At 59.4% G+C, this 25,766-nt stretch carries 23 protein-coding genes and 4 pseudogenes; 9 read left to right on the top strand and 18 right to left on the bottom strand.

The genetic code is table 11. The features are described from left to right. Positions 1-69 precede the first annotated feature (69 nt). The 3 genes and pseudogenes from LPU83_RS37630 to LPU83_RS37620 all read left to right on the top strand — a co-directional run. Complete coding sequence (locus LPU83_RS37630; RefSeq protein ID WP_024317972.1) at positions 70-453, top strand: RidA family protein; 384 nt, start codon at positions 70-72, stop codon at positions 451-453. A gap of 56 nt (positions 454-509) precedes the next feature. Continuing rightward, positions 510-1,532, top strand: coding sequence for a carbon-nitrogen hydrolase family protein (locus tag LPU83_RS37625; RefSeq protein ID WP_024317971.1), 1,023 nt, complete (start codon positions 510-512; stop codon positions 1,530-1,532). A 4-nt stretch (positions 1,533-1,536) separates the two neighbouring features. After that, positions 1,537-2,514: pseudogene (locus LPU83_RS37620) on the top strand (molybdopterin-dependent oxidoreductase); the annotation flags it as partial. A 138-nt stretch (positions 2,515-2,652) separates the two neighbouring features. On the opposite strand, the gene LPU83_RS37615 reads toward LPU83_RS37620, so the two are convergent. From LPU83_RS37615 to LPU83_RS37605, 3 genes are all read right to left on the bottom strand, one after another. Next, the gene (locus LPU83_RS37615; RefSeq protein WP_024317970.1) at positions 2,653-3,999 is read right to left on the bottom strand and encodes an SLC13 family permease; all 1,347 of its coding nucleotides are present in this window, start codon (positions 3,997-3,999) and stop codon (positions 2,653-2,655) included. 99 nt (positions 4,000-4,098) lie between these two features. Next, entirely contained in the window at positions 4,099-5,613 is a 1,515-nt protein-coding gene (locus LPU83_RS37610) for a malonate--CoA ligase (protein WP_157997316.1), read from the bottom strand. Further along, positions 5,610-7,034 carry a malonyl-CoA decarboxylase gene (locus tag LPU83_RS37605; RefSeq protein ID WP_024317969.1) on the bottom strand — a complete coding sequence of 475 codons (1,425 nt, stop codon included), beginning with the start codon at positions 7,032-7,034 and terminating at the stop codon, positions 5,610-5,612. The genes LPU83_RS37610 and LPU83_RS37605 overlap by 4 nt, the downstream gene beginning before the upstream one ends. A gap of 142 nt (positions 7,035-7,176) precedes the next feature. Here LPU83_RS37605 and LPU83_RS37600 point away from each other — a divergent pair, with 142 nt between their 5' ends. The 4 genes from LPU83_RS37600 to LPU83_RS37585 all read left to right on the top strand — a co-directional run bounded on the left by LPU83_RS37600 (position 7,177) and on the right by LPU83_RS37585 (position 10,499). Beyond that, positions 7,177-7,827, top strand: coding sequence for a GntR family transcriptional regulator (locus LPU83_RS37600; protein WP_024317968.1), 651 nt, complete (start codon positions 7,177-7,179; stop codon positions 7,825-7,827). Positions 7,828-8,193: 366 nt separating this feature from the next. Further along, positions 8,194-8,535: a helix-turn-helix domain-containing protein gene (locus LPU83_RS75685; RefSeq protein ID WP_024317967.1), complete on the top strand. Its 342-nt coding sequence runs from the start codon at positions 8,194-8,196 to the stop codon at positions 8,533-8,535. Continuing rightward, positions 8,525-9,808: a type II toxin-antitoxin system HipA family toxin gene (locus LPU83_RS37590; protein ID WP_157997315.1), complete on the top strand. Its 1,284-nt coding sequence runs from the start codon at positions 8,525-8,527 to the stop codon at positions 9,806-9,808. Before LPU83_RS75685 ends, LPU83_RS37590 begins: the two co-directional genes overlap by 11 nt. Positions 9,809-10,238: 430 nt before the next feature. Further along, a complete protein-coding gene (locus LPU83_RS37585) occupies positions 10,239-10,499 on the top strand; it encodes a hypothetical protein (protein ID WP_024317966.1) in 261 nt (86 codons plus the stop codon). 396 nt (positions 10,500-10,895) lie between these two features. Here LPU83_RS37585 and LPU83_RS37580 read toward each other — a convergent pair whose 3' ends face one another. Both LPU83_RS37580 and LPU83_RS73855 read right to left on the bottom strand, forming a co-directional pair. Further along, positions 10,896-11,045, bottom strand: a complete 150-nt coding sequence (locus LPU83_RS37580) for a hypothetical protein (RefSeq protein ID WP_157997314.1) — start codon at positions 11,043-11,045, stop codon at positions 10,896-10,898. A gap of 638 nt (positions 11,046-11,683) precedes the next feature. Next, positions 11,684-11,873 (bottom strand): annotated as a pseudogene (locus tag LPU83_RS73855) (3-oxoacyl-ACP reductase); the annotation flags it as partial. Positions 11,874-11,985: 112 nt separating this feature from the next. On the opposite strand from LPU83_RS73855, the gene LPU83_RS37575 reads away from it, so the two are divergent. Both LPU83_RS37575 and LPU83_RS75320 read left to right on the top strand, forming a co-directional pair. Beyond that, a complete protein-coding gene (locus LPU83_RS37575) occupies positions 11,986-12,261 on the top strand; it encodes a response regulator (RefSeq protein ID WP_157997313.1) in 276 nt (91 codons plus the stop codon). 296 nt (positions 12,262-12,557) lie between these two features. Further along, positions 12,558-12,818, top strand: a pseudogene (locus LPU83_RS75320) (Rid family hydrolase); the annotation flags it as partial. Between the two features lie 48 nt (positions 12,819-12,866). Here the strand turns inward: LPU83_RS75320 and LPU83_RS37570 are convergent. From LPU83_RS37570 to LPU83_RS37510, 13 genes and pseudogenes are all read right to left on the bottom strand, one after another. After that, a pseudogene (locus LPU83_RS37570) lies at positions 12,867-13,642 on the bottom strand (phosphate/phosphite/phosphonate ABC transporter substrate-binding protein). A 38-nt stretch (positions 13,643-13,680) separates the two neighbouring features. Then, complete coding sequence (locus LPU83_RS37565) at positions 13,681-15,135, bottom strand: NAD-dependent succinate-semialdehyde dehydrogenase (protein ID WP_024317964.1); 1,455 nt, start codon at positions 15,133-15,135, stop codon at positions 13,681-13,683. Positions 15,136-15,145: 10 nt separating this feature from the next. Next, on the bottom strand, positions 15,146-16,225 hold the full coding sequence (locus tag LPU83_RS37560) for an ABC transporter ATP-binding protein (protein WP_024317963.1): 1,080 nt from the start codon (positions 16,223-16,225) through the stop codon (positions 15,146-15,148). Further along, on the bottom strand, positions 16,222-17,022 hold the full coding sequence (locus tag LPU83_RS37555; RefSeq protein ID WP_024317962.1) for an ABC transporter permease: 801 nt from the start codon (positions 17,020-17,022) through the stop codon (positions 16,222-16,224). The genes LPU83_RS37560 and LPU83_RS37555 overlap by 4 nt, the downstream gene beginning before the upstream one ends. Before the next feature lies 1 nt (position 17,023). Continuing rightward, positions 17,024-17,896 carry an ABC transporter permease gene (locus LPU83_RS37550; RefSeq protein ID WP_024317961.1) on the bottom strand — a complete coding sequence of 291 codons (873 nt, stop codon included), beginning with the start codon at positions 17,894-17,896 and terminating at the stop codon, positions 17,024-17,026. 113 nt (positions 17,897-18,009) lie between these two features. Further along, a complete protein-coding gene (locus LPU83_RS37545) occupies positions 18,010-19,020 on the bottom strand; it encodes an ABC transporter substrate-binding protein (RefSeq protein ID WP_024317960.1) in 1,011 nt (336 codons plus the stop codon). Between the two features lie 48 nt (positions 19,021-19,068). Further along, a complete protein-coding gene (locus LPU83_RS37540) occupies positions 19,069-19,392 on the bottom strand; it encodes an NIPSNAP family protein (RefSeq protein WP_024317959.1) in 324 nt (107 codons plus the stop codon). Between the two features lie 5 nt (positions 19,393-19,397). Then, positions 19,398-20,861, bottom strand: coding sequence for an aldehyde dehydrogenase (locus LPU83_RS37535; RefSeq protein ID WP_024317958.1), 1,464 nt, complete (start codon positions 20,859-20,861; stop codon positions 19,398-19,400). A 4-nt stretch (positions 20,862-20,865) separates the two neighbouring features. Further along, on the bottom strand, positions 20,866-21,906 hold the full coding sequence (locus LPU83_RS37530) for an LLM class flavin-dependent oxidoreductase (protein ID WP_024317957.1): 1,041 nt from the start codon (positions 21,904-21,906) through the stop codon (positions 20,866-20,868). Then, a complete protein-coding gene (locus tag LPU83_RS37525) occupies positions 21,903-22,838 on the bottom strand; it encodes a flavin reductase family protein (RefSeq protein WP_024317956.1) in 936 nt (311 codons plus the stop codon). Before LPU83_RS37525 ends, LPU83_RS37530 begins: the two co-directional genes overlap by 4 nt. Beyond that, entirely contained in the window at positions 22,835-23,680 is an 846-nt protein-coding gene (locus LPU83_RS37520) for an alpha/beta fold hydrolase (protein WP_024317955.1), read from the bottom strand. Before LPU83_RS37520 ends, LPU83_RS37525 begins: the two co-directional genes overlap by 4 nt. A 14-nt stretch (positions 23,681-23,694) precedes the next feature. After that, positions 23,695-24,297, bottom strand: a complete 603-nt coding sequence (locus LPU83_RS37515; protein ID WP_024317954.1) for an amino acid synthesis family protein — start codon at positions 24,295-24,297, stop codon at positions 23,695-23,697. Positions 24,298-24,832: 535 nt separating this feature from the next. Continuing rightward, entirely contained in the window at positions 24,833-25,525 is a 693-nt protein-coding gene (locus LPU83_RS37510) for a GntR family transcriptional regulator (protein ID WP_024317953.1), read from the bottom strand. Positions 25,526-25,766 lie beyond the last annotated feature (241 nt).

Genomic DNA, 25,766 nt, shown 5'->3' with positions numbered 1-25,766 from the left:
GCAAACTACCCTGCGGACATGCTGATCGCCAGCAGGTTGGCTCCGCTTGAACCTGCCTTTGGAGGAACCATGTCAAGACGAACTGTGAATGCTTCGAACGCTGCGGCAGTAGGACCGTATTCGCACGCGACATGGGCCGGCGACTTACTGTTCTGCTCCGGCCAGACTCCGCCTGATCCGAGCACCGGCAAACTTGTCGACGGCAATGTCGCCGATCAGACCCACCAGTGTTTCGATAATCTGTTTCAGGTCCTGGAGGCTGCAGGCCTCGAGCCGGATGATGTCGTATCCGTCAACGTCTATCTCACCGACATGGACGACTTCGCTCAGATGAACGAGATTTACGCCACACGGTTTTCATCGCCCTACCCTGCCCGCACCACAATCGGCTGCACCAGCATCCCGCTTGGTGCACGCATTGAAATCGGTCTAACAGCAAAATGGAACTCGTGACCCGCGACCTTGTCGAAATGACTAATCGCCAAAATTCATGAGTATAGGAATGTCGAATGGGAAACGTGAACTTCAAGGCCGCCGCTGCTCATATTGCCGTCGTTTATCTCGATCCCCAAGCGAGCGCGGAGAAAGCTTGTTCGGTAATCGCAGAGGCTGCGCGAAACGGCGCATCGCTTGTGGTATTTTCGGAGAGCTTTCTTCCCGGGTTTCCTGTCTGGGCGGCACTTTACCCACCCATCCAATCGCACGGACATTTCAAACGCTTCTTGAATGCTTCCGTATACGTGGACGGACCTGAAATCGAGCGTGTGCGGAAAGCTGCGTCCGACAACGGTGTTTTCGTTTCAATCGGTTTCTCCGAGCGCAACCCGGCAAGTGTCGCAGGTCTGTGGAATAGCAATGTCCTGATTTCCGATACGGGTGAGATCCTGATCCACCATCGAAAGCTGGTCGCAACTTTCTTCGAGAAACTGGTTTGGGATCCCGGCGACGGCGCAGGTCTGGTTGTCGCAAATACAAGAATTGGCCGTATTGGTGGTCTCATTTGCGGGGAGAACACAAACCCACTCGCGCGCTACAGTCTGATGACGCAGGCCGAGCAGGTTCATATAAGCACTTTTCCGCCGATCTGGCCCACTCGCGTTCCGACGGAGAGCGACAACTACGACAACCGGGCAGCCAACCGCATTCGGGCCTCAGCCCATTGTTTCGAGGCCAAGTGCTTCGGCATCGTCGTCGCCGGTCGGTTGGATGAAGGCGCACGCAGATCTATTGCTTTGGATGATCCCACAATCGCGGCGATCATAGATGCCGGTCCGCGGGCCAGCAGCTTTTTCCTTGGGCCAACTGGGGCGCCAATTGGTGATGAAATGATCGATGAAGGTATCGGCTATGCCCATATCGATCTCGACGACTGTGTTGAGCCCAAGCGGTTTCACGACGTCGTTGCTGGTTACAACCGCTTCGATATTTTTGACGTCACTGTCAACCGGAGACGCCGAAAGCCGATCAGATTTTTAGAAGGCCGCGCTGTGGAGGCTCTAACGGCCCCCGAGGCGATGGGTTTGCCGGAGTAAGTCGATGACGCGGACGGGTATGCACATGACCAAGAAGGGTTTCTCCTTCCAAGGTCCGGCTGACGGCGTTCATGCCCTGAAATCCTGGATCACCCCGGAGGACGATCTTTTTCTGGTCACGCATATGGGGTTCGTCGAGATCGATCCAGACCATTGGTATCTCGATGTCGATGGCCTCGTGGACAACCCAACGAGGTTGCGTCTCTCGGATCTTCAAGCCATGCCTCAGCACGAGTACATGTCATTTCATGAATGCGCTGGCAGCCCTCTTGCCCCGACAGTCGCCAAGCGCAGGATTGGAAATGTGGTTTGGAAAGGCGTGCCGCTGTCGCTTGTTCTGGAACGCGCGCAGATCAGTGCCGATGCGTCCTACGTATGGACTTCCGGCCTCAAGTGGGGCGAGTACGCAGAAGTCGAAGAACCTTATCAAAAGGACCTACCTATCGAGAAAGCACTTGCAGAAGAAGTTCTTCTCGCACTTGAAATCAACGGTCAGCCGCTCACTGCGGAGCGCGGAGGTCCGGTTCGACTGGTTGTGCCGGGTTGGTATGGAACGAACTCCGTAAAATGGGTTGGTTCGATCACGGCCGCGAACCGGCGGGCAAGCGGCGCCTATACGACGCGTTTCTATAACGACCCGACGCCATCAGGGGTGAAGCCAGTTTGGAGCGTCGCCCCGGAGTCCGTTATCGTGTCGCCGTCTCCAAATGAACTGCTTTTGGCTGACGTGCCGACGAGAATATGGGGCTGGGCTTGGGGAGATCGTCAGATATCGAGCGTCGAAATCAGCGTAGATGGAGGAGGCTCCTGGCAGAGTGCTATTGTAGGTCCGCGCGAGGATAGAAGTTGGCAGTGGTTCGAGTTGCCATGGATCCCAGCATCTGTCCAGCATGTCCTGCTATGTCGCTGCACCAACGAGCTTGGCGAAGGACAGCCGCCATCGGACGCAAGAAACGCAGTGCACTCAGTCCAAGTTCAAGTTGGTGTCAAGCAAGCGCGAGGTGAGATGGCCTCAACAACGCGTAGAAAAGTCCGAAGTCCTCAAAACTCGGCAGTCGTTCTCAACCGGTGCAAGCGTGCCGAAGAGCATTCGGCACGCTTTCGGGATGTGAGCCCGCTTTCAAACCACCCCCGGCACGACGAACACCGCCCATGCGACGATCGGGCCGATGATCGCGATCAGCGCGCTGTAGATCAGCAGCTGTCGCAGCACCCGCTCTCGCCTGTCATCCGGTGCATTTGCGACGACAAGGGCGCCATTGGTGGAAAATGGGCTGGTATCGACGATCGTCGTCGAGATCGCGATCGCCACCACCACGCCGATGGCGCTGACGTGTCCTTGCAGCAGGAACGGAACAGCGAGCGGGATGATGGCGCCTAGCAGCGCGGTCGAGGATGCAAAGGCCGAAACGATAGCAACCGTAAAGCAAAGCAAGAGCGCGACGAGGAGCGGCATGCCCAGGCTGGAGACGGCGTTTGCGACGTAATCTACTGTCCCAGCTTTTTCCATGACTCCGACATAGGTGATGATGCCGGCAATCAGCAGCACGGTCGACCAGCTTACCTTGTCGATCGCCGCCTTCTGGGTCTTCGGCGACAGCAGTTCCAGGACGACGGCGACGGTCATGGCGACGAGGCCAACGTTGAACTTAAAAACCAGGGCGCCGGTGCCGAGCGCCGTCAGGCCGATCAAGGTGGTAACTCTCTCATTGTTCAGGCGCAACGTCGTCGCGGTATCAGCCGTCGTACCGTATGCATGCTCCCGGATCGGTTTTGCAGGTGTGCCGCCATGACCCCTGATCGATGCCGATACACCTTCGGGATGCAGCTCTGGCAGGGGGCCGGACGAAGCCGCTTTTTGTTTCATCACCTTTGCGCCGCCGAAAACGAAGAAGACCAGCACCGCGATCGCCAGATTGAAGAAGAAGCTGGCGAGAAACAGCGAGGTCGGAGCGAAAGGCAGGCCGGCCTTCGCAACGATCTGGTTGGTGATTCCGCCGTAGATGCTGATCGGCGAAAAGCCGCCTGCCTGCGCGCCATGGATTACCATCAGACCCATCATGACCGGGTGAATGCGGTACTGCACGGCAAAGCTCAGAGCGACGGGTGCCAGGATTGCGACCGCCGCAGGCCCAAGGGCCCCGAAGCCGGTGATGATGGCCGCGACGAGGAACATGACCCAGGGTATCAGAGCAATCCGCCCGCGCACCAGTCGCACGGCACATTCGACGAGCCAGTCGATCGTGCCGTTGATCTGCGGGATGGCAAACAGATAGGTGACGGCGACGAGCGGCAGGAATAGATCACTCGGAAAGCCTGAGAAAATGTCTGTGGTTTTCATCCCGATGATCATCGAGCCGAGCACGAAAGCGCCGGCAAAGGCGAGCGCTCCCATGTTGATCGGCTGGATCGTCGCAATGATGAACATAGCGACCAGCAGGCCTATGGCCAATAGTTCAATACCCATGATTCCCCTCCCTCCGACGCCTCCAGCGCCGTAGTTGTTGTGTTCAAGATTGATGCGGGATGTCGACGCACCCTCCTCCCAGAGGGCGCGGCCGCCGCCTTACGCCCTCGTGTAAAGATCGGCGTATTGCTGCCGCAGGATGTTTTTCTGAACCTTGCCCATCGTGTTTCGCGGCAGGTCGTCCGCGAAGATGATGCGCTTGGGTTGTTTGTAGCGTGCAAGACGGTCTTGGAGGGCGCTGACGATGGTCTTTTCATCGATGCTCGCGCCGGGCTTGCGCACGACGACAGCGGTTACGCCTTCTCCGAAATCGGGATGCGGCACTCCGATCACAGCGCTCTCAACCACACCCTCGATCTGATCGATCTCGCCTTCGACCTCCCTCGGATAGATGTTGTATCCACCCGAAATCACCAGATCCTTGCCGCGACCGACGATGTGGACATAGCCTTCCCGGTCGATCTTGCCGAGATCGCCGCTGATGAAGAAACCGTCGGCAGTGAATTCGGCCGCCGTCTTTTCCGGAATGCGCCAATAGCCCTTAAAGACGTTCGGCCCCTTGATCTCGATCATGCCCGTCTCTTCAGGCGACAGCACGAGCCCGGTGGCGGGATCGGTGACGCGCACAGTGACGCCCGGCAGCGGGAAACCGACGGTTCCGGCAATCCGTTTTCCCTTATAGGGGTTCGACGTGTTCATATTGGTTTCCGTCATGCCGTAGCGCTCGAGAATGGCGTGACCGGTGCGGGCCTGGAACTCGGTATGGGTTTCTGCCAGCAGTGGAGCCGAACCGGAAATGAAGAGGCGGATGCTGGCGACCGCCCCTCTGTCGAGGCGCGGGCTTTGCAGGAGGCGCACGTAGAAGGTCGGCACGCCCATCAGCATCGTTGCCTGCGGCATCAGCGACAGGATCTCCTCTGAATCGAACTTCGACAGCAGGTACATCGAGGCGCCGGCGAGCAATGTGACGTTGGTGGCGACGAACAGCCCATGCGTGTGGAAGATCGGCAAGGCATGGATCAACCGATCATCGGCGGTGACGCGCCAATAGTCTCGCAATGTCAGGGCGTTCGAGAGCAGGTTTCCATGCGTGAGCATCGCCCCCTTGGAGCGTCCGGTCGTCCCCGACGTGTAGAGGATCGCAGCCAGATCGTCTGCGGAGCGCGAGGCATCGATAAAGTCGGCCGGCTCATCGCGTGCGAGATCCAGCAACGAGCCGCTGCCGTCGGCATCGAGCGTTTCGACGATCGCGCCGTGAGGCTTGGAGATTTTCTCGACGCCCCCCCGAGCAGCCGACGAAACAACCACCAAGCGCGGCTCTGCATCGCCGATAAAGTAATCGAGCTCAGCCAGCGGATAGGCGGTGTTGAGCGGCAGGTAGATCGCGCCGCTTCGAATGCAGGCGAGATAGAGAATCAGGGCTTCGGCGCTTTTCTCGACTTGCACCGCAACTCGGTCGCCGGGGCGAATGCCAAGCGTGTCCATCGCGCTGGCAATGCGACCAGAAAGCGCGAGCGCGTCATTGTAGGTCCATGTGCGAGTGCTATCGATCCGGATGAACGGCGCGTCACCGGGCGCGGCGGCCCGCATGGCATCGAAAAGATGGTTGCTCACTTTCGCCCTCCTCCAAGCGTTGAGTTCATTATGTGCGTGAATGGCCGGGAGCCTTGTTGGCCATTGCCGCCGCGGCGGCTTTCGTCGTTCTGGTTGAGCAAGCTCTTGACGGCCGGCGAGGCAATCACTTCGCCGCGCTGCGCCAGAGCCTCGTGGTTGGCCACGATGTCGTCGAGCTTGTAGAGGTAGATGACCATCAGGCCGTGTGCCTGCTGCATCGCCTTGGTCGAGCGGTCGCCAAGAAAATTCAGTCTTTCCAGTCGAGCGCCGTTGCCGAGATGGAAGCGCGCTACAGGGTCGACGGGGCGGCCCTCCGGCGTCCGTTCGATCAGGAAATAGTGCGCCGCAAGCGGCAGCAACACGCGCTCAACCTCGACTGCCGTGCTCTCGTTGTCAGGCCAGTTCCGGTCGTCCAGCACCATCAGCGTTTCGCGGGCCGCTTCCGACAGAAGCGGATCGGTGGCGGAGGCGCGCGCCTTGGCAAGCCACCGGGCAAAGCCCGGAACCGGCGAAAGCGTGACGAAATTCTTCAGTCCCGGCAGGTCTCTGCGCAAATCGTCGACGACCTGCTTGATCAGGAAGTTGCCAAACGAGATCCCTCGCAGGCCATCCTGACAGTTGGAGATCGAATAGAAGACGGCCGTTGTCGCCTCGTCGGGATTGATCTGCTCCCTGCCCTCGTCGAGGACATCTGCGATCGCGCACGGCACGGACCGCGTCAGCGCCACCTCGACAAACACAAGCGGCTCGTCGGCAAGGCGCGGGTGGAAGAACGCGAAACATCGACGGTCGGCCGGGGCCAGACGACGCCGCAGTTCCTCCCAGCCGGCGATCTCGTGCACGGCCTCGTATTTAATGATCTTTTCAAGAATATAGGCCGGCGTCGACCAGTCGATGGGGCGCAGCGTCAGGAAGCCGCGATTGAACCAGGAACCGAACAGATGTGTAAAGTCAGCGTCCAGCGCGTGGTACCCTTCGGACCGGTCTTCGGAAGCAAGCAGGTGCTGACGCATCTGGACAAGCTTGGCGGTGCCGTTCGGCGCGTGATTCAATCGGCGCAAAAGCTCCTGCCGCCGCGGCTCGGCTGCCTGATGAAGAGCAATGATCGCAGCGGAGCTTTTTTCGCCGCGGTAATCTTCAATCGCCTGATCGAGCCTGGTTGTGTCTGGTCCGAATTTTTCATGAAGCATATCTAGGAATGCCTGTGCGCCCTCGCCCCCGAGCGCACCCCAGCGATCGAGTATTTCCGCTGCAAGCGCCATGCCCGAGGCTTCGCCGCGGCTCGATAGGAGCATTTCACAGAGTGTCTGGAGATCGGTTTCGGCGGCGGCCTGCTGGTTACGCGAACCGGAAAACAGAAGCTGGCGGCCCCGGTCCGTGATGCTCTGCAGCATGTCGGTAAAGAAAGAAGTCTCAGGCATGCCATTCCTCTCTTCTGTCGGCGTTGATAGCCGCTTTCCATCACGGGGTTTCACAGATAGTATGCAGAATGTTACTCTTCGTACACGATGTCAACTATCGTGTATACAATAATTGGATTTGTGTATGTGGAAAGCAGAGCAAATGTCGGAAAATGTCGGCCGGTGGCTTCGGGATGAGATTGAAAATTCAATTCTGTCCAACGAGTTCTTGCCTGGGGAGAGGCTCGACGAAACGGTTCTTGCGACCCGCTTCGGCGTCTCCCGCACACCGGTGCGCGAAGCGCTGATGCAGCTCGATGCGATCGGCCTAATCGAGATCCGGCCACGCAGAGGGGCTGTCGTCATCGATCCGGGGCCGCACCGCGTCTACGAGATGTTCGAGGTCATGGCCGAGTTGGAGGGCTTGGCTGGCTCCCTCGCCGCACGGCGGCTGGACAAGGCGTCAAGCGAGGCGATCACGGCCTCGCACGGTCGGTGCGAGCAATCGGCTGCCGCCGGCGACAGCGATGCCTATTATTACGACAATGAAGAATTCCATAAGGCGATCTACGCGGCGAGCCGAAGCGACTTTCTTCAGGAGCAATGCGCGCAGTTGCACCGGCGTTTGCGCCCCTACCGCCGACTGCAGTTGCGCGTCCGCAACCGCCTGTCGACCTCCTTCTCGGAACATTGCGCCATCGTCGATGCGATCTTTGCCGGAGACGGAGAGGAAGCCCGGCGCCTGCTGCGGGGACATGTCGGCATTCAGGGTGAAAGGTTCAGCGATCTGGTCGCAAGCATGGCGACCAGATGAGCACCTGCGCATCAGTCTCGATGTGAACATCCGGTAAAGGTGTCCGGCAAGTCATGCGCGAACAGGCATTTTGAAATATGCGCGGCAGTCCTGATTGGTGCTGTCGTCAAAGAGCAGAGCGCACTGGCAATGCATCCTTTTTCCACGAAGGTGGATGTGGTGGGCACAGGATGCGCTGGCGGCAATCCCACTTGTCTCGGTTCGGTTGAGAAATTTCAGTCACCGTCCGCCAGGGTCGTCAATGTCAATTCCAATAGACTTTACCACGGTTAAAATCTCTTGAACTATTCAGATTCTAGCAGTATTGATTCTGTCGACGCTACTTGCTATCTGCTGTGAACGACATTATTACTGATTGTGTATGCTATGATAGACAAAATACCTCCAAATTCATCCATATCGCTCGCCACTCGGTCAGCGCTGCAGCTTCTTGCAGCGGAGATTCAGGCTGCCCGCAAACTCCGCGGCTGGACGGAACTTGAGCTGGCCCAACGCACCGGCTGTTCGCGGTTGACACTTCGTGCGATCGAGGCGGGAAAGCCCACGGTTGCGATCGGCCACGTCTTCGAAGCTGCGACAATGGTCGGATTGTCTTTATTTGGAGGGCAGCAGGAAACAACAGCACGACTATCAGAGACCAAGGTGAAGCTTGAACTTCTACCGGCGCGTATCCGTCATCAGAAGCCGGAGCTAAAAGATGATTTCTGACCTCTCCGAACTTTACGTTTGGATATGGCTACCAATGGAAACGCACCCGGTCGTCGCCGGGCGCGTGGTTCGTTCGCGTAACCAATTCTTTTTCAACTATGGTCGCAGTTACCTCGAACGAGAAAATGCAATCGCGATTTTCGATCTCGACCTCCCCCTAGAAGCGGGCATTATCGAACCTCCGGCGGGCCACCTTCTCGCCCCGTCCCTTCGCGATGCATTGCCCGACCGGTGGGGTCGCCGGGTTATTGTCAACGATCTGCTTGGACTGAGACGCGACGAGATCGATGAAGATGCCTTTGACGAAATGACTTTCATGCATCATTCGGGTTCCGACCGGATTGGAGCGCTCGACTTTCAAGAGAGCGCGAGCGAATACACACCTCGCGAAAGCGATAATGCGGCCTTGGTCGAGTTGCAGACTTTCGCAGACAAGGTAGAGGCAGGAGAACCGGTCCCGAAGGGCCTTGATCGCGTCATCCTTCACGGCAGCTCCATAGGCGGCGCCCGGCCTAAGGCCCTGATATCCGACGAGCAAGCGGGAAGACGACGCAAGCTGATTGCCAAGTTCTCAGCAATCAATGATACTTTTGCCATGGTCAGGGCGGAGTTTGTCGCAATGCGCCTGGCATCTCTTGCAGGCATCGCCGTGGCGCCGGTCGAGATAAACCGGGTTTTGGACCGCGACGTTCTTCTTGTGGAGCGCTTTGATCGCCTACCCTTGGGACAATCGTGGACCAAGCGCGCGATGGTTTCCGCCCTTACCTGGACGCAAGAGAACGAGCTCGCCGCTCACCATATCTCATACCAGATGCTAGCAGAGCTAATCCGGAGCCGATTTTCCAGTCCTCTGAAAACCCTGGAAGAATTATTTTCCCGGCTCTGCTTCAACATTCTCGTCGGGAATACCGATGATCACGCCCGCAACCATGCGGCCTTCTGGGATGGCGAGATGCTCAGCCTAACGCCAGCGTACGACATTGCGCCACAACGTCGAGGCACACCCGAGGCCAACCAGGCGATGATCGTCGGCGGAGCAACTCGGGCGGCTCAACTGACTAACGCATTGGCCGTCTCACCTTCGTTTTTGCTCTCTCAACCGCGAGCACGCGAAATTATCGACAACCAGGCTGCGGCAATAGTGGCCAACTGGCGATCGACCTGCGATGAAGCCGGGATGACCGCAATAGAGCGCCGCTTTTTTGAAGGGCGGCAGATCCTCAATGGGTACGCCTTCGATGGTTATGGCCCCGCCCCTCAACTTCCGAGCTGAACGAGCTGCAGAGCAGAGCATTTCCTTTTTGGGTACTTTTTGTAGGGGTTGCAATGACGCGGTCCCAGGAAACTCAAACCGCCGTGATGGCGCCCCTCCCCAGGGTAAAGGCCGTCCTCAATCTGTACGAGATAGGACAGCCATTGGCTCATGGAAACCGAGTTCTTGGGTGTGCTGATCAATCCGACACACCAGAGGTTCATCGAACTTCTTCCCGGCAATCAGTTGAGAGTTCTCAGAAGCCCAACGTGCGCGCGCTCAGAAGCGCGGAAGGATGCTCAAACTCGGGGGCCGACCATTTGGGGTCGGGAACCAATCCCGGATAGTGGCGTTTAACCGAGGATGTCGATGCCCTCCGACATCAGCTCAACTGTACGAGGCTCTGTGTTCTCTCCTGTTCGCAGAGCCTCATCCGTGACGGCTTTGAAACATGGAAGATCCAGGCTTCAACAGCTTTCGCTATGGATTGGCGGTGCTTCTAGTGCGCTGCCCACATCTCCGACCCTATGCCCATAGCGCCCATTGGTGGATCGAAGATATCGAGAACTACGGTGACGCCGTCAGGTTCCGCGACAAATTGCGTGCAGAGGGTGACAACAAGATGCTCCTTGAGGAATACGAGCAAATCTGCATTGAGCTTGAGGAGGAGGTGCTATCCTATTTTGGCGCGTCCGCCCTCGACCCGCCGTGACGAATTCTCTCCCCATCCCACTGCCGTGAGCGTATGATGACTTTGTGCCAATGAGACCCTTCCTTGGCATTCTTGGGACGACTTCAGGTCAACCTCCTCAAAGCTAGCCTGAAGTCTCACAGGTGTCCTGTCGCAAGGCAGGATGGGCTGAGGGGCTAGGTTCATGACAGCGATCCCCAGCGCGTACGTCCAGCTGCTGAACCTCCCCTCGCTTTCGCGCTAGGCCCTTGGTCCGTCTAGCGATCCCGGCAGACTGGCGTACTCTGTGGCTGTTCTGTCAGTGGCATGCAGGACAGGACAAGAAGGGAAGCCCTTGCCCCCACCCAAACCCGCACGGGCTTCCCTTCAAATCACCATAGGCGTTACAAAGCCACCGCCATTGTCATTGGCCCTATTTCAGCGCGCTGCTACATGAAAAACATCTTGCCCTACCGCACTGGTGACGGCGATTATCAAGCCCATCAGCCACATCCCGAACCGCTTCACTGTCAGCAGGATCTCCAGGTTGTCGTTGATGACGACCAGGCTGTCCTTCTTCTTGAGCATGAACTGCAGCGCCTGACGCCCCTTCCTCGTTGAAGCTCGCGACCAAAGCTTTCCTCTCTCAGACACAAGCCGCCGTCTCCGGTTCTAATGCAGAGACGACGGCCAGCGTGCACCCGTTACCAAGAGAGGCTTCCCTATTGCGAAATTCAGGAAGCATCCAAACCGTAGCGTCTGATTATCGTTCGGGCTTTCAAGAATTTGATGCGCTTTCAAAATCTGAACATCGATTTGCACCCGAAGGCAGAATGAATAGGCAGATGGAATCAGCGCCAAAACAGCCAAAACTACGCGCCGAATAACATCAGCAAACGTCACTCCTAGGCAGTGCGGACGGATTTGACCGAGATGAACGTGGCCGCGATGGAAACGATGGCAGCGAAATTGCGCTTCGTCTTCTCGCAGTGTAGTGCGACCCGCTTGAAGCGCTTGAGCTTGCCGACGGCCTGATGCGAGCGCGGCCTTTGTAGATTGCCTTTGCGAAGAAGCCCCGCTTTCCCTTCTCGTTGGATTTGTGCGGGATCACCGGAATGATGCCGCGCGACCGGGCCGCGTTGCGATTGGCCTTGCTGGCGTATCGGCGACCGGAGATTCGGGAGCGATGGCAAGCGATTGAGCGCTGCAAAGATCGCGCAGCCACACCCGGTTAGGAACTGCGCATCCTTGCTCGCGAGAAACAGGACGACAGGAGCGATATCTTCCTCCGGCGTCCCGAATCGAGCGAGGGCGTTTGTCGACGGGGGTACTTCCGTCTCCTTGCTCCACTTTTCGGCAAGCGGCAGGACGTTGTTCGGTGATCATGTCGCTTGCCCATTCGCGCGCTGCCGTCGCGTCCGTGGACATCGCCCTGGACTTCTGCAATTGTGCATTGTCCGGCGGCGTTCGTCGCTGCCAAGGATTTTATCTCGATCATCGGGGTGCCTCACCTGGGAAAGATCGATCCATGTCCTTGCGGATCCTCATTGTCGAAGACGAAATGCTCATCGCATGCACGTTGGAAGCAACCCTCAGGGATCTGGGCCACGAGGTGGTCGGGTTCGCGGGACGGCTCGATGAGGCTCTGGAGATGGTCGGGTCGAGAGAGTTCGACGTTGCGATGCTTGACCTGAAGCTCGGTACCGAAATGACGTTTCCAGTCGCCGATCTTCTCATCGAACTGAACAAGAAGTTCATCTTCTCAACCGGATTTGATGAGGTGGAGGTAGATGGCCCCATATAGCCAGCCTGTTCTCAAAAAACCCTATGACGAAGCACGGCTAGTCGAGTTGATGACGCAGGTGTCGTAAGGCAACGGGATTTGCTCTTCGACGCAGTCGGCTTGCCAGGCCCGGCAAATCAGCTCACCTCCGCCTCCCATGAGCGAGATCGCGCGACCGTTAGTGTCAGAGGATCATCCTGGTCGGACGTACGATGCCAGAATGCCATGCAGTCCAGCATCTGGTGGAGCGGCCCCGCCGAAGCCGTCGCGGCGGTCATCGAAGTTGCCGATCCTGATTATATTCGGCAACAGCCGGAGGCCAGGTCACAATCGACACGCCGGGCGCGTCCGTCCGCGAACCCGGCTTATGGAAAGGGCAGGCAGCAATCCGACACGGATCGTCAGCGCGACGATCTGGCTTGCTGAATCTCCAGGCTCGAAGAAATGAATGCCGTCTGGGACGCCTGGGTGCCTTCGAGTCATGCGCCGGCGCGCGCCACGGTCGAAGCAAGGCTCGCCGGGCCTAAGGGCCTAAATTCACTGTCGAGATCGGCATCATCGCAGCGATCGGGAACTGACGGTTCGTGCCTCCGTCATCTCGCGGGACGGATAGGAATTCGGAAAACTCAAGCTCTCCTTCGTGGCAAGGCGTCGCCTGCCAATGATAAGAGCGGCGCATAGTCGGCTTCGGAAAGCACCGAAAAATCAACGGCCAGCGATGGCTCCTTGATCGCGGCGCTAAGCCCATTTCGCAAGAGCAGGACTCTCTCGTCCGATGCATCGCCTGAGGTGATGAATGGCAGACCCGGGCCGTTGGGCGTTTCGGCGATGATGCGAACCGCTTGGCGATTGCCGGGATCGAAGCGCCGAATATCAGCACAGGTGACGCAATCGATGGAGGCACTCTCCGCCGTCCCTCGACAACGGCGGCGATGCTGCCACGGTGGCTGCCGGTTTCGACAATCCGGCCAAAGAAACGGCCGCTGCCGGCAAGCGGAGCGACCGCTGCGCGAAAGAAATTGCTGCCGGAATTGCTGTCAGGGCTATTGATCGCAGCCGTGGTGCCCCGCAAATCCTCGAGCGAGCAAACGGGAGAATCCTTGCGGACGACAATGAAGCTGCGCATCAACGGGCCGTCGCAGCCGGGATGGTCATAGACCGGCGTCGCCACCAGGCGAACCCTGCCTCGCAGGCTCTTCGCAAAGGGATAGTCGCATGCCTGCGAGAGAAGAAGATCCGGCCTCAGCCAGGCTTCGTCATAGGGAACCGTCCAATCGAGTTTTTCAGGCAAACTCCTGAGGTCGGCATTCGAGAGATAATGCCGGAGGAACGACCATAGTTCAGCCGTCGCATCTGCGAGTGGCTCCGATGTGACATACATGGCGACGCTGACGAGAGACATTCTGGTCCTTTGCGGCGAAAGCGCAAGTATCGACCGGTTCAGGCAATGCCGCCCAGGCATACATATTTAAGCTCGGTATATTCGTCCAATCCGTGCTTCGACCCTTCGCGACCGAGACCTGACATCTTCACACCGCCGAACGGAGCCTCGGCTGTGGAGACAAGACCGGTATTGACGCCGACCATCCCATATTCGAGGGCTTCGGCGACGCGAAATACCCGCGATAGATCGCGGGCGTAAAAATACGAAGCAAGCCCGAACTCGGTGTCGTTTGCCTGTTCGATGACGTCCTGCTCGTCGCGGAAGCGAAAAAGTGGTGCAAGCGGCCCGAAGGTTTCCTCGCGGGCGACCTGCATGCCGGCAGCGACATCGCGCAGGATTGTCGGCTCGAAGAAATGGCCGCCAAGTGCGTGGCGCTTGCCCCCAGAAACGATCCCGGCACCCTTTGCGACGGCGTCGCGGATATGGCTTTCGACTTTGGCGACGGCATTGTCGTCGATCAGCGGGCCAAGCACGACGTCACTGTCGAGACCGTTGCCGACCTTCAAGCCCGAAACCGCCGCGGCGAGCTTGGCGGCAAACGCCTCGTAGACACCGTCCTGGACATAAAGCCGATTGGCGCAGACGCAGGTCTGGCCGTTGTTGCGGAACTTGGCGATGAGCGTGCCTTCGACGGCAGCGTCGAGATCAGCGTCGTCGAACACGATGAAGGGTGCATTGCCGCCAAGCTCGAGGCCGAGCTTTTTGATCGTCGGCGCGCATTGCCGGTAAAGCAGCTCGCCCGTCCGGGTGGAGCCGGTGAATGTCAGGACCCGAACGTCACGGCTTGCCGTCAGCGCCCCGCCAATTGCCGCCGCGTCACCCGTGACGATGTTGAGAAGCGCCGGCGGCAGGCCGGCACGCTCGCCGAGAACGGCGATGGCGATGGCGGAGAATGGCGTCTGCAGCGCCGGCTTGAGAACGACGGCACAGCCGGCGGCAAGCGCGGGGCCAATCTTGCGGGTGATCATCGCGTTCGGAAAATTCCAGGGCGTGATCGCCGCCACCACGCCTGCCGGCTGTCGCAGGACGAGGATCCTCTTGTCGGCCTGATGTCCCGGGATGGTCTCGCCGTTGATGCGTCTCGCCTCTTCGGCGAACCATTCGATGAAGCTCGCGCCATAGGTGATTTCCCCCTTGGCCTCGGCCAGGGGTTTTCCCTGCTCCAGCGTCAGGATCATCGCCAGATCGTCGCGGTTTTCGATCATCAGCCGATGCCATGCCTTGAGAACGGCGGCGCGCTCCCCGGCGGTCTTCTTCGCCCAAAGCCTCTGGGCAATGACGGCGGCGCGGATGGCATCTTCCGTTTCCGCCGCACCGAGGTCAGGGACCACCCCCAGCGGCTCGCCTGTCGCCGGATTGCGGATCGCCGCCGCCTTGCGGCCTTCCGCTTCTATCCAGCGATCGGCGATGGGGCATGCCTGACGGAACAGCGAGGGATCATTGAGCTTCATATGACAACTTTCAACAGAACACGTGAGCGGCACCGGGATCGAAATCCAGATGGACTATATCTCCGCGGCTGAGCCCCGCGATAGCCTCATGACCGAACGGCAGGCGAACCGCCAGCGCCTCGCCTGTCGCCATCTCGGTCGATACGTGAATATTGTTGCCGAGAAAGGTAATGTCGCTGACAGTTGCGGCAAGACCCGCTCCCGCCGCTTGGGCGCGCGACAATCGAATGCGTTCAGGCCTCAGCATCAGGGCTGCCCTCGTCCCGGAGGTTCCGTTTCCATGCACCGGAATATGATTGAAGACGCTCCCGCCGCCAAGCGAAATGGTGGCCTGCCCATCGGAGGATGATAGCAGGTCGCATGAAATGAAGTCGCTGTCGCCGATGAATTCGGCAACGAAGCGGGTCCGCGGATTGGCGTAGAGTTCCGGCCCCGTCCCGATCTGATCGATGACGCCTTTGGAAAAGACGGCGATCCGGTCGGAGAGCCGCAGCGCCTCCTCCTGATCGTGCGTGACGTAGAGGATCGTCACTTCGGTCTGCTGATGGATTCGGCGGATCTCATGCTGGATTTCCTCGCGCAGCTTCTTGTCGAGCGCCGACAGCGGCTCGTCCATCAGAAGCACCGGCGGATCATAGGCAAGGGCTCTGGCAAGGGCGACACGCTGCTGCTGGCCGCCGGACATTTGCGCGGGCTTGCGATCTTCGAAGCCTTCGAGCCTGACGAGTCGCAGCATCTCCTTCACCTTGCGGTCGACCTCGGCCTTGGACTTGCGCCGGACCTTCAGCGGGAATGCGATGTTTTCGCCCACCGTCAGATGCGGAAACAGGGTGTAGCGCTGGAACACCATGCCGATGTTGCGCTTGTGCGACGGCGTGGCGAGGAGGGTCTTGCCCTCTAATGTGATGTCGCCTTTCGTCGGAGTTTCAAACCCGGCGAGGATGTAGAGGGTGGTGCTTTTCCCGGATCCGGACGGTCCGAGAAAGGTCAGGAACTCCCCGCGCCGAACGTCGAGATTGACGTCGTGAACGGCAACGACAGGGCCGTATTCCCTGCGTATTCCGCGGATCTGAAGGAATGGTTCTTTCATTGTTTCAGTACCTTACGCACGATGGCAACCAGCGCCATCAAGAGGATCGTCAAAAGGATGAGAAGGGTCGACGCCGCAGCGACAACTGGCGTCAGATCTTGCCGCAGCGTCGCCCATACCTTTACCGGCAGCGTCTGCAGGGTCGGACTGGACATGAAGATCGCCACCACCACCTCGTCCCAGGATGTCAGGAACGAGAAGACGGCCGCCGAAAACAGCCCATGGCTGATCGCAGGCAGGGTGACCCTGATCTTTGCTTCCAGAGGGGAGGCGCCGCAAAGAACGGCCGCATCCTCGATCGACTTGTCGAAGCCCTCCAGCGCGCTGGAGATGGATAGGATCGAGAAAGGCAGCGCAAGAACGAGGTGCGAAATGACGAAGCCAGCCAACGTGCCGCCGAGGCCGATCCTCAGAAAGAAGGCATAGAGGGCAACCGCAAGAACCACGACAGGGAGGATCATCGGCGTCAGGAAAAGCGCTTTTAGCGCATCGCGGAACAGGAACGAACCGCGCACCAGCCCGAAGGACGTCACGAGCCCGAGCAGCACCGACAGGATCGTCACGATGACCGCGATCTTGAAGCTCGTCCAGGCCGATTCCAGCCAGCGCGGATCGGCAAAGAGCTCGCTGTACCATTGAAACGTCCAGCCGGGCGGCGGAAAGATCAGCCATTGCGAGGAGCCGAAGGAGAGCGCCGCGATAAAGACGATCGGCAGCACCAGAAAGGCCGCGGTCAGAAGCGTGATCGCCAGCAGGATATATTTCCACCAGCCGAGCCGGTCGAAGTTGAGCAACATGTCAACGTCCTCCCGGGTTCTGGTTGCCGAGGAAGCGCAGCTGCACGGCATAAAGCGACAAGGTCACCACGAGGAGAACCAGCGCTGCGGCACCTCCCATTCCCCAGTTGACCAGCGACTGCACGAATTGCGCAATCAGCTCTGCGAGCATCATGTTCGCGGTGCCGCCGAGAAGCGACGGCGTGACGAAATAACCAAGCGACATGACGAAGACCATGAGGGCACCGGCCGCCATGCCAGGCATGGCCAAGGGCAGCAGGACACGGGTCAGGCACTGCCACCGGTTGGCGCCGCAAAGTGCTGCCGCCTGCAGGGTCGACGGGTCGATCTTCTTGATCACGCCGTAGAGAGGCAGGATGATGAAGGGCAGCATGATATAGGTCATGCCGATCGTGACGCCGGTCAGGTTGTTGACGAGCGCCAGAGGTTTGTCGATCAGCCCCATTCCGATCAGCATCTTGTTGATTAGCCCCGTCCGCTGCAGCAGCACCATCCAGGCATAGGTGCGGGCAAGCAGGTTGGTCCACATCGACAGGAGCAGGATCGCAAAGATCACCGACGTCAGGCGCCCAGGCATGATTGCCAGCGCCCAGGCAACGGGAAATCCGATCAGCAGCGAAATCACCGTGACGAGACCCGAGACGATGAAGGTATTGGCGAAGATCTTGAGATAGGTCGCGGACCCGATCAGCTGCGCATAGTTTCCAAAGCCCGGCACAGGTTCCAGAACGCTTCGCAACAAGAGCACCGCCACCGGCGCGATGAAAAAGATCGTCACGAAGGCGAGAGCCGGAAGGACCCCGCCAAAACCTGTTGCCCTGCGCACCTTTGGCAGGGGCGCAATTGCGCCGGAGGCATCGCTATATGTCGACATGACAGTCCTTCCCACCCGTCAATTTATGCATGCGCCGAGGTCCAACAAACGCGCACCGACGCTGCGGGAGGCACGGCGAACATTCGCCGTGCCCGTTCAACTCAAGTTTCAGCCTATTTCGCCTGCCAGGCGTACCACTTCTCGCCGATGGCATCGCGATTGTCCGCCCAGTAGTTCATATCGGCATTCACCTGGCTGGCCGTCTGCTGATCCGGCAGGGTCTTGGCCGTCTCCGGATCCATCAGCTTGGCCGAGTCAACGTTGATTGGGGCATATCCGGTGGCTTTTGCAAGGGCGGCCTGCGGTTCGGCCGAGGTTGCCATTGCAATGAACTTCATCGCGGCTTCCGCGTTCGGCGAACCCTTCGGCACGACGAGCGAATCCGCAGCGGTGATGTTCTGTTCCCATGAGGTCTCAGTTTTGATACCGCTCGCCGCAAGCGCGGTCATGCGGCCATTCCAGACACTGCCGAAGGGAGCCTCGGCGGATGCCAGAAGCTGCTGCGACTGTGCGCCGCCCGACCACCAGACGATATCCGATTTGATCGTGTCGAGCTTGTTGAAGGCGCGGTCGAGATCAAGCGGATAAAGCTTGTCGGCAGCTACACCGTCGGCAAGCAGTGCCGCTTCGATCACGCCGGGAGCCGACCACTTGTAGAATGTGCGCTTTCCCGGAAACTTTGCCGTGTCGAACAGATCCGCCCATGTCTTCGGGCAGGCGCTGACGGCATCGGCATTGCAGCCAATCACGAAGGAATAATAGAAGCTGCCGACCGAATAATCGGTCACGAAGCGCGGATCGAGCTTGGATTTATCAATGATGGAGAAATCGAGCTTCTCGAGCTGGCCATTCTTGCCGGCCTGGGCGGCATAGTCGCCTTCGACGTCGACAACGTCCCAAGTGACCTGGCCAGCCTCGACCATCGCCTTGAGCTTGCCGTAATCCGTCGGCCCGTCCTGTACGACGGTGATACCGGTCTTCTCCGTGAACGGGCTTGCCCATGCGGCTTTCTGCGCGTCCTGGGTCGTTCCTCCCCAGCTCGAGAAGACCATGTTGTCGGCGTGCGCCGGTACGGACACAGCCACGAATGCGGCAACTGCCGCGACAGCAAATGTTGTTTTCATGTTCCCTTATCCTTGTTCTGGTTTGTCCTACGGGTATGCCTTATGCCGTCAGTGCGCCTCGCTCCTCGGAGAAAAGTTAGCTGGCTTCATAATCTTGCTTTCCGCCGCCTCGATGAGATCGCGGATTTTGGGCAGGAAGGCCTGCCACCGGGGATCCGCCAAAAGCCTCTGGCGCCTCGCTTCCCGGTCGTCCAGGCTCGCAAAGGCCCAGATGTGGACGATCTCGTTGATCGTTCCGATCTCCGAAAAGAAGTATCCAACGAGCGTACCGAGATGGCTCTTCTGGATCTCGATCCCCTCCTCCTCGACGACCTTGAGATATTGCGGGATCGTGCCGTTCTTCAGCCGATAGCTCCGGATCTCGTAAAACATCGGCGCTACCTCATCACGAAGGGATCGGGGATCGGATCGTCCGATGTCCTGAGCCAGATCGTCTTGGTACGGGTATAATCGAGCGCCGCGGCCATGCCGCCTTCTCTGCCATGGCCCGACAGGCCGAAACCGCCGAACGGCGCGATCGGTGATACCACGCGGTAGGTGTTGACCCAGACGATCCCGGCACGGAGCCCCTTCATCAGCCGGTGCGCCCGGGTCAGGTTCTGGGTGAAGACGCCGGAAGCCAGGCCATAACGGGTATCGTTGGCGAGCCGCAGCGCCTCGGCCTCCGTCTCGAATGACACGACGGACAAGACCGGCCCGAAGAATTCCTCGATCAGCGACGGCGAGGCGACATCATCGCAGTCGAGAATCGTCGGCGGGAAATAATAGCCGTCGCCGTCGATCTTGCGTCCTCCCGTGACCAGGCGGGCGCCGCTTTCGATCGACTTGGCGACGAGGACGCCGATATTGTCCTGCTGGCGCTTGGTGGCAAGCGGGCCGACTTCGGTCGCCATATCGAGCGGAGCACCGATCCGGATCGCCTCCGCCTTATCGCGCAGCAGGGCGACGAATTTATCCTTGACGCTGCGTTCGACGATCAGCCGTGACCCGGCAACGCAGCTTTGCCCTGTCGCGGCGAAGATGCCCGCGACCTGGGCGTTGGCAGCGCTCTCGAGGTCTGCGTCGGCAAAGACGATGAATGGCGACTTGCCGCCAAGTTCAAGCGAAGTGGAGGCGAGGTTTTCGGCCGAGTTGCGAACGACGTGCCGGGCGGTCTCGGGTCCGCCGGTGAAGGCGACATGCGCGATCTTCGGATGGCGGCCGAGGGCGGCGCCACAGGAGGCGCCGAAACCGGTGATGATGTTGACGACGCCGGCGGGAAAGCCTGCCTCGTGCACGAGCCGCGCAAATTCGAGAAGCGGCGCCGGCCCGTCTTCCGAGGCCTTGACCACCATCGTGCAGCCGGCCGCCAGCGCCGGGCCGATCTTCACTGCCGACAGGAAAAGCTGGCTGTTCCACGGTACGACCATCGCAACGACGCCGGTCGGCTCGCGGCGAAGCCAGACATCCATGTCGGGCTTGTCGATCGGCAGGTAGGCGCCTTCGATCTTGTCGGCGATGCCGGCATAGTAGCGATAGTATTCGGCAACGTAAGCGATCTGCGCCGATGTCTCGCGGATGATCTTGCCGGTGTCGCGCGTCTCCAGTTCAGCCAGCACCTGCGCGTTAGCAGCAACCAGGTCGGCCAGCTTGTAAAGCAGCTTGCCGCGTTGGGTGGCCGTCATTTTCGGCCACGCGCCTTCGTAAAGTGCCTTGTCGGCAGCGTTGACAGCCCGATCGACATCGCCCTCGCGCGCTTCGGGCATCTCAGCCCAGACCGTGCCGGAGGCTGGATCGATGCTCGAATAACAGGCCTCGCCATCTGAGAATTCGCCGTCGATGTAGTGCTGGAAACGCCGCATGGTCTTACTCCTGAAATGCCGGCATGACCTCGGTGATGAAGCGCTCGAGCGACGCCTTCTTGCGCTCGAAGCTCATGCCGGTGTCGATCCAGAAGGAATATTCGTCGTAGCCGAGCGCTTCGTACGCTTTGAGCCGCTCGATGACGGCCTCAGCGTCGCCAACGACATTGTTGGTGCGCATGACCTGGTCCGACAGCATCGCGTTTGCTCTGATCTGTTCGTCCGGGATCCGTTCGATCAGCCCCTGGGCAATCGGCTTCTCATTCTTGAACCAGGCGAAGAAGTAATTGTAGTAGACGCTCAGTTCATGGGCGGCCTGGGCGACATCGTCCTCTGACGAGCCGACATAGGTATGGCGCAGCAACATGATCTTGGGCCGCTCGATCTCGGGATTCTTGGCGCAGGCGTCGTTGAAGCGCTCCATCAACGACTGAACCTCGTCGTCGCCCTGCCAGAGCGGCGTGACTTGAACGTTGCAGCCGTTGGCGACGGCAAATTCGTGCGAGTTTGGATCGCGCGCCGCAACCCATATCGGCGGGTTCGGCTGCTGCAGCGGTTTCGGCGCCGACGTGGTCGACGGAAACTTGAAGAATTCCCCGTCATGCGCGTAGTCGCCGGCCCATATGCCTTTGACCGCCGGTATGAGCTCGCGCATGCGCTGGCCGGCGCCCCAGGCATCGAGACCGGGCAGCAGACGCTCGTATTCGAAGGAATAGGCGCCGCGCGCGATACCGATGTCGAGTCTTCCATCGCAGATGATGTCGGCCATGGCAGCCTCGCCGGCAAGCTTGATCGGATGCCAGAAGGGAGCGATCACCGTCCCCGTTCCAAGCCGTGCCCGCGATGTGCGGCGCGCCAGATCGGCAATGGTCACGAAAGGGTTGGGCGCAATGGTGAAATCCATGCCATGGTGCTCGCCCGTCCAGATCGCATGCATGCCGCCTTTGTCGGCGATCTCGCAGAGCGCGACGAATTCCTCGTAGAGGCTCTTGTGGCTTTGGCTGGCGTCAAGCCGTTCCATATGGACGAAGAGGGAGAACTTCATGCTTTTGCGTCCTTGGTTGGAATTGGGTGAACAGTGCCGCCGGTCTCGTCGCCGAAATAGACGCCGAAATTTCCGATCGAGCTTTCCATCGCAAAACGGTTAACGATATCGGCAGTCGAACTGGTCTTGAACTTTGCCGCAACCAATGCGTCGGGCTTCAGGAACCTGCCGCCGGCAGGCTCGCCCTCTCCGGCAACGGCGTGATAGACGATGTGCTGCTTGCCGTCGCTCTTGCCCTCATAAACCGAATAGAGAAAGCCGATGCTGACCTTCAGCCCGGTTGATGTTTCCAGGTATTTTTGCAGTGCCTCGGTCGGGTTGCCGTCATGGGCGTCGACGCTTGGCAGGGAGAGCACATCGTCGCCGAGCAGCAGAACTTCCCCGCGGCGCTCGACAACGGCCGCAAGTTCCATATTGCCTTCGCTTGCCGCGGACACTGCCTTGCTTGAGAGCGTCGGCGTGAAATAACCGCCTCGCGCATAGCCGAGACCGTTGCGGCCGCTATTGTCGAAAGCTTCGACGCACCCCATCAAGATGACGTGGTCGCCGGCCTCGATGACCTGCTCCATGGCACATTCGAACCAGGCCGCCACGCTTGAGAATATCGGGCAGCCTGCCGATCCCCTCGCCCACTCGACCGCCGCAAATCTGTCCTCGACCGGTCGCGCAAAGGTGTTCGACACGTCTTTCTGCGTTTCCGAAAGCACGTTGATCGCGAAATGCTGCGCTCCGGTCATGATGGCAAAATTGCGCGACGTCTTGGCAAGGCAGACGAGGAGAAGCGGTGGATTGAGCGAGACCGAGGTGAAGGAGTTTGCCGTGAAGCCGATCGGATTTCCCTCCCCGTCACAGGCGGTGACGACGGTCACCCCGGTCGGAAAGGCCCCGAATGCATCTCGCAGTGCTCTTGGGTCGACAGTCTGGATTGTCATCGTTCATCCTCCCCGGACGACAGCCACTCAGCGAGCACCGAATTGACGATATCAGGCGCGGTCAGGTTCACCATATGACGATGACCTTCGACGATTCGGGCGTAGCCCCGCGGCGCAAGCTCTGCCATTTGCGCTGCCATCAAGGGCGTCGAGTTCGGATCATCGGACCCCGTCAGAAACAGGGCCGGACCAGCCACGTCTTTCCAGCCGTCAGCATAAGTCTCGTCTCCTCCCGCGAAGGCGGCGTAAGCGACGGCATATCCCTGGGGATCAACGAGGTTCAGCCATTTTCTCGTCAATTCACGCGCAGTGACGCTGTCCGCATCCTCGCCGAACCAACGGGCCAGAGGGCCTTCCTTGTCCACGCCCGATACCGGAATGGCCGCGGCGCGCGAAAGCACGGCGGCCTTTGCTTCAGGCTCACGCCTGTAGACGCCGTTGAGGTAAGCGACACGGCTGATACGCTCGCCAAAGGTCGCGGCCGCCCCTCCCGAAACCAGTGCGCCCATCGAGTGCCCGGCAACATTTGCCGTTTCGATTGCCATCTCGTCGAGAAAGCGTCCGAACCAGGCGACGAACTCCTCGAGCCGACTGCCCGCCGGCAGCTTTGCGCTCTCCCCATGTCCCGGCATATCGACAGCGATGACGCGATGGCCTGCAGACAGGAATGCGATCTGCGGAGCCCAGGCCTCGAGCCGCATGCCGACGCCATGAATGAGAATCAGCGGCTCACCGCTGCCGGCCTCGTGATAGGCCGTTCCGCTTGCCGTCGTCTTTCGGGGCAAGGCACCGGCAGCGTTTGTTGCTGCAGCGGTGCGTGTGGTCGATCCGGCTGTCAGCATCTCAGAGCGCTCCTTCAAACGCCCGCAGGATTGGCAACGTCCTGCCCCAGGTCTTTCAGATCCTGGTAGCGGTCGCCGATGCGGTGATGGGGGCGCCCGCCTATTGAAGCACCGAGAGCCACGACGATTTCGTCGGCAGCAGGCGCGTCGGGGATCGACGTCTGGATGGTCAGGTAGTGCGAACGGCGGCCTTCATCGTTCTTGTCCATCAGCGGGATCATGATCGGCGCATTGGCTGGACCGCGTGTGTTGCAGAAGGCGAGATAGGATTTGGCGCCGACGGCCTGGCGATAAAAATTCCCGAAGCGTAGCGTGTGGATGAGCGCGGACCCGTGTTCGATTTCGCCGTCCAGGCCGACGACAGCTGACTTTCCGTATCCCTCGACAGCCTCGCCGGACCCAACCGCATCAATGATCATCTTGGTCAGCAACTCGCCGAGCACCGGAGCGCCTGCGTGAATTTCGGGCTTGAGGTCGTCGACAAAGCCGCGACCCGCCCAGGGATTTTTCACGACCGCGAAGGCGGTAAACAGGTTCAGCGGAACCGCCGCAGCCTTGCCGCCTTCGATCAGTGTCGTCTCGATCTGCAGTCCCGTCTTGCGAATTTGAATGGCCATCGAACACCTCATCTGTCAATTTCGTATTATGGTATACCATCGCAAATAAGTGTCAAGTTGGTTCCTGCGAGGACGCAGTTCAGGCCGAGGCGGCGATTTTCAATTTGGCGCGCGTGTGCTCTCACGCTTGGAAAGCGCCTCTTCTTTCAGCTTATTGTCAGCAGTCACAGCCCCCCGGCGGCGCACCGAAGGCGCACGACAAGTCCGGAGGTCACGATTACCCCCAGTTCATATGATACCGCCTTATGTATTATTTATTATGGCATACCATCACATTGAGCAAAGGTGGGTGTCAAGCTTAGAGTGCGGGTCTGCTAAATTCCTAGGAATGTGATTGCGCCTGCTAGAGTGACATCGACAGATGCTCGGTGCCGGCGCTTGCCATCCGCCGCCGACGAAGACCGCGGCGGTCTCCGCCGTGCCTAGAACAGGATGATTTTAGGCCGGGTCGGCCTAAAATCTGAATCCTGTTCTAAATTTTATAGTGAGAGCATGATGTCGTCCGAAAACCGCCTACGCTTTTCGGCATCATGCTCTATTCGGAAGGCTTCTTCGCCGACAGCACCCCTTCGGCGATCGCGCTCGCGGCGGCGACGTGATCCATCGCCGCCCGGTAGGCCCCCTCGCCGTCGCCGCGGCGGATGGCGTCCACGATCTTCGACATCTGCAGCGGCCCTTCGATGCCGCGCCTCTCCGTCTTGATCGTCATCGAGCGCAGGTGGTTTATGCGCACGGTGAGAAGATTGACGACACCCCAGGCAACGTTCCTGTCAACCATCGTGAACAGCGTCTGATAGAAGGAAGAGGTGTTCGTCAGCACAGCCGACATGTCTTTGTCGCGGTAACTATTGCGTATTCCCGCCAGCGATTCCTCCAGCGCGGCGACGATCTCCGGGCTGCGGCGCTCCGCGCACAGCCGCGCTGCCATGCCTTCCAGCGCGCCACGGATCTCATAGATCTGTTTGGCTTCCTCGATGTCGAGCTGCGCGACGATCGGCCCCTTGTTCGGCAGATTGGCGACAAGCCCTTCCGATTCCAAATGTCTCAGAACCTCGCGCACAACTGTTCGGCTGACGCCGAGCTGGGCGCAGAGGTCACGCTCGACAAGGCGATCTCCGGGACGGAAATATCCGTTTACGATGGCTTCGCGGACCTTGTCGAGGGCCAATTCCCGCAAGGTCTTTGCAGGACGCTCAACTCTAATTGCGTCCTTCAGAGCACCGCTCATTCTGTACCTCAGTGTTGGACTTTGCACACTCAACTTCCGCCGCCGCGGCCGAATGCAAGAATCGTATTATGGCGTACCGGATACTGTAGCTGTCGGCGGCCGGCAATTCAACAAGCGCGGTGCCGACCTATAGCGCCGCCCGTCTTTTTAGACGCGCAAAGGACGCTGTAGCACTTGATCTGCTGCCTAGATGTTGCGAGCTAGATGCCGTAATGGGCCGGCGTCTCATGAGTAGCCAGTT

The sequence above is a fragment of the Rhizobium favelukesii genome (assembly GCF_000577275.2).
Taxonomy (GTDB): Bacteria; Pseudomonadota; Alphaproteobacteria; order Rhizobiales; family Rhizobiaceae; genus Rhizobium; species Rhizobium favelukesii.
The sequence above is the reverse complement of the archived record's forward strand: the minus strand, read 5'-3'. Positions and strand labels throughout refer to the sequence as shown.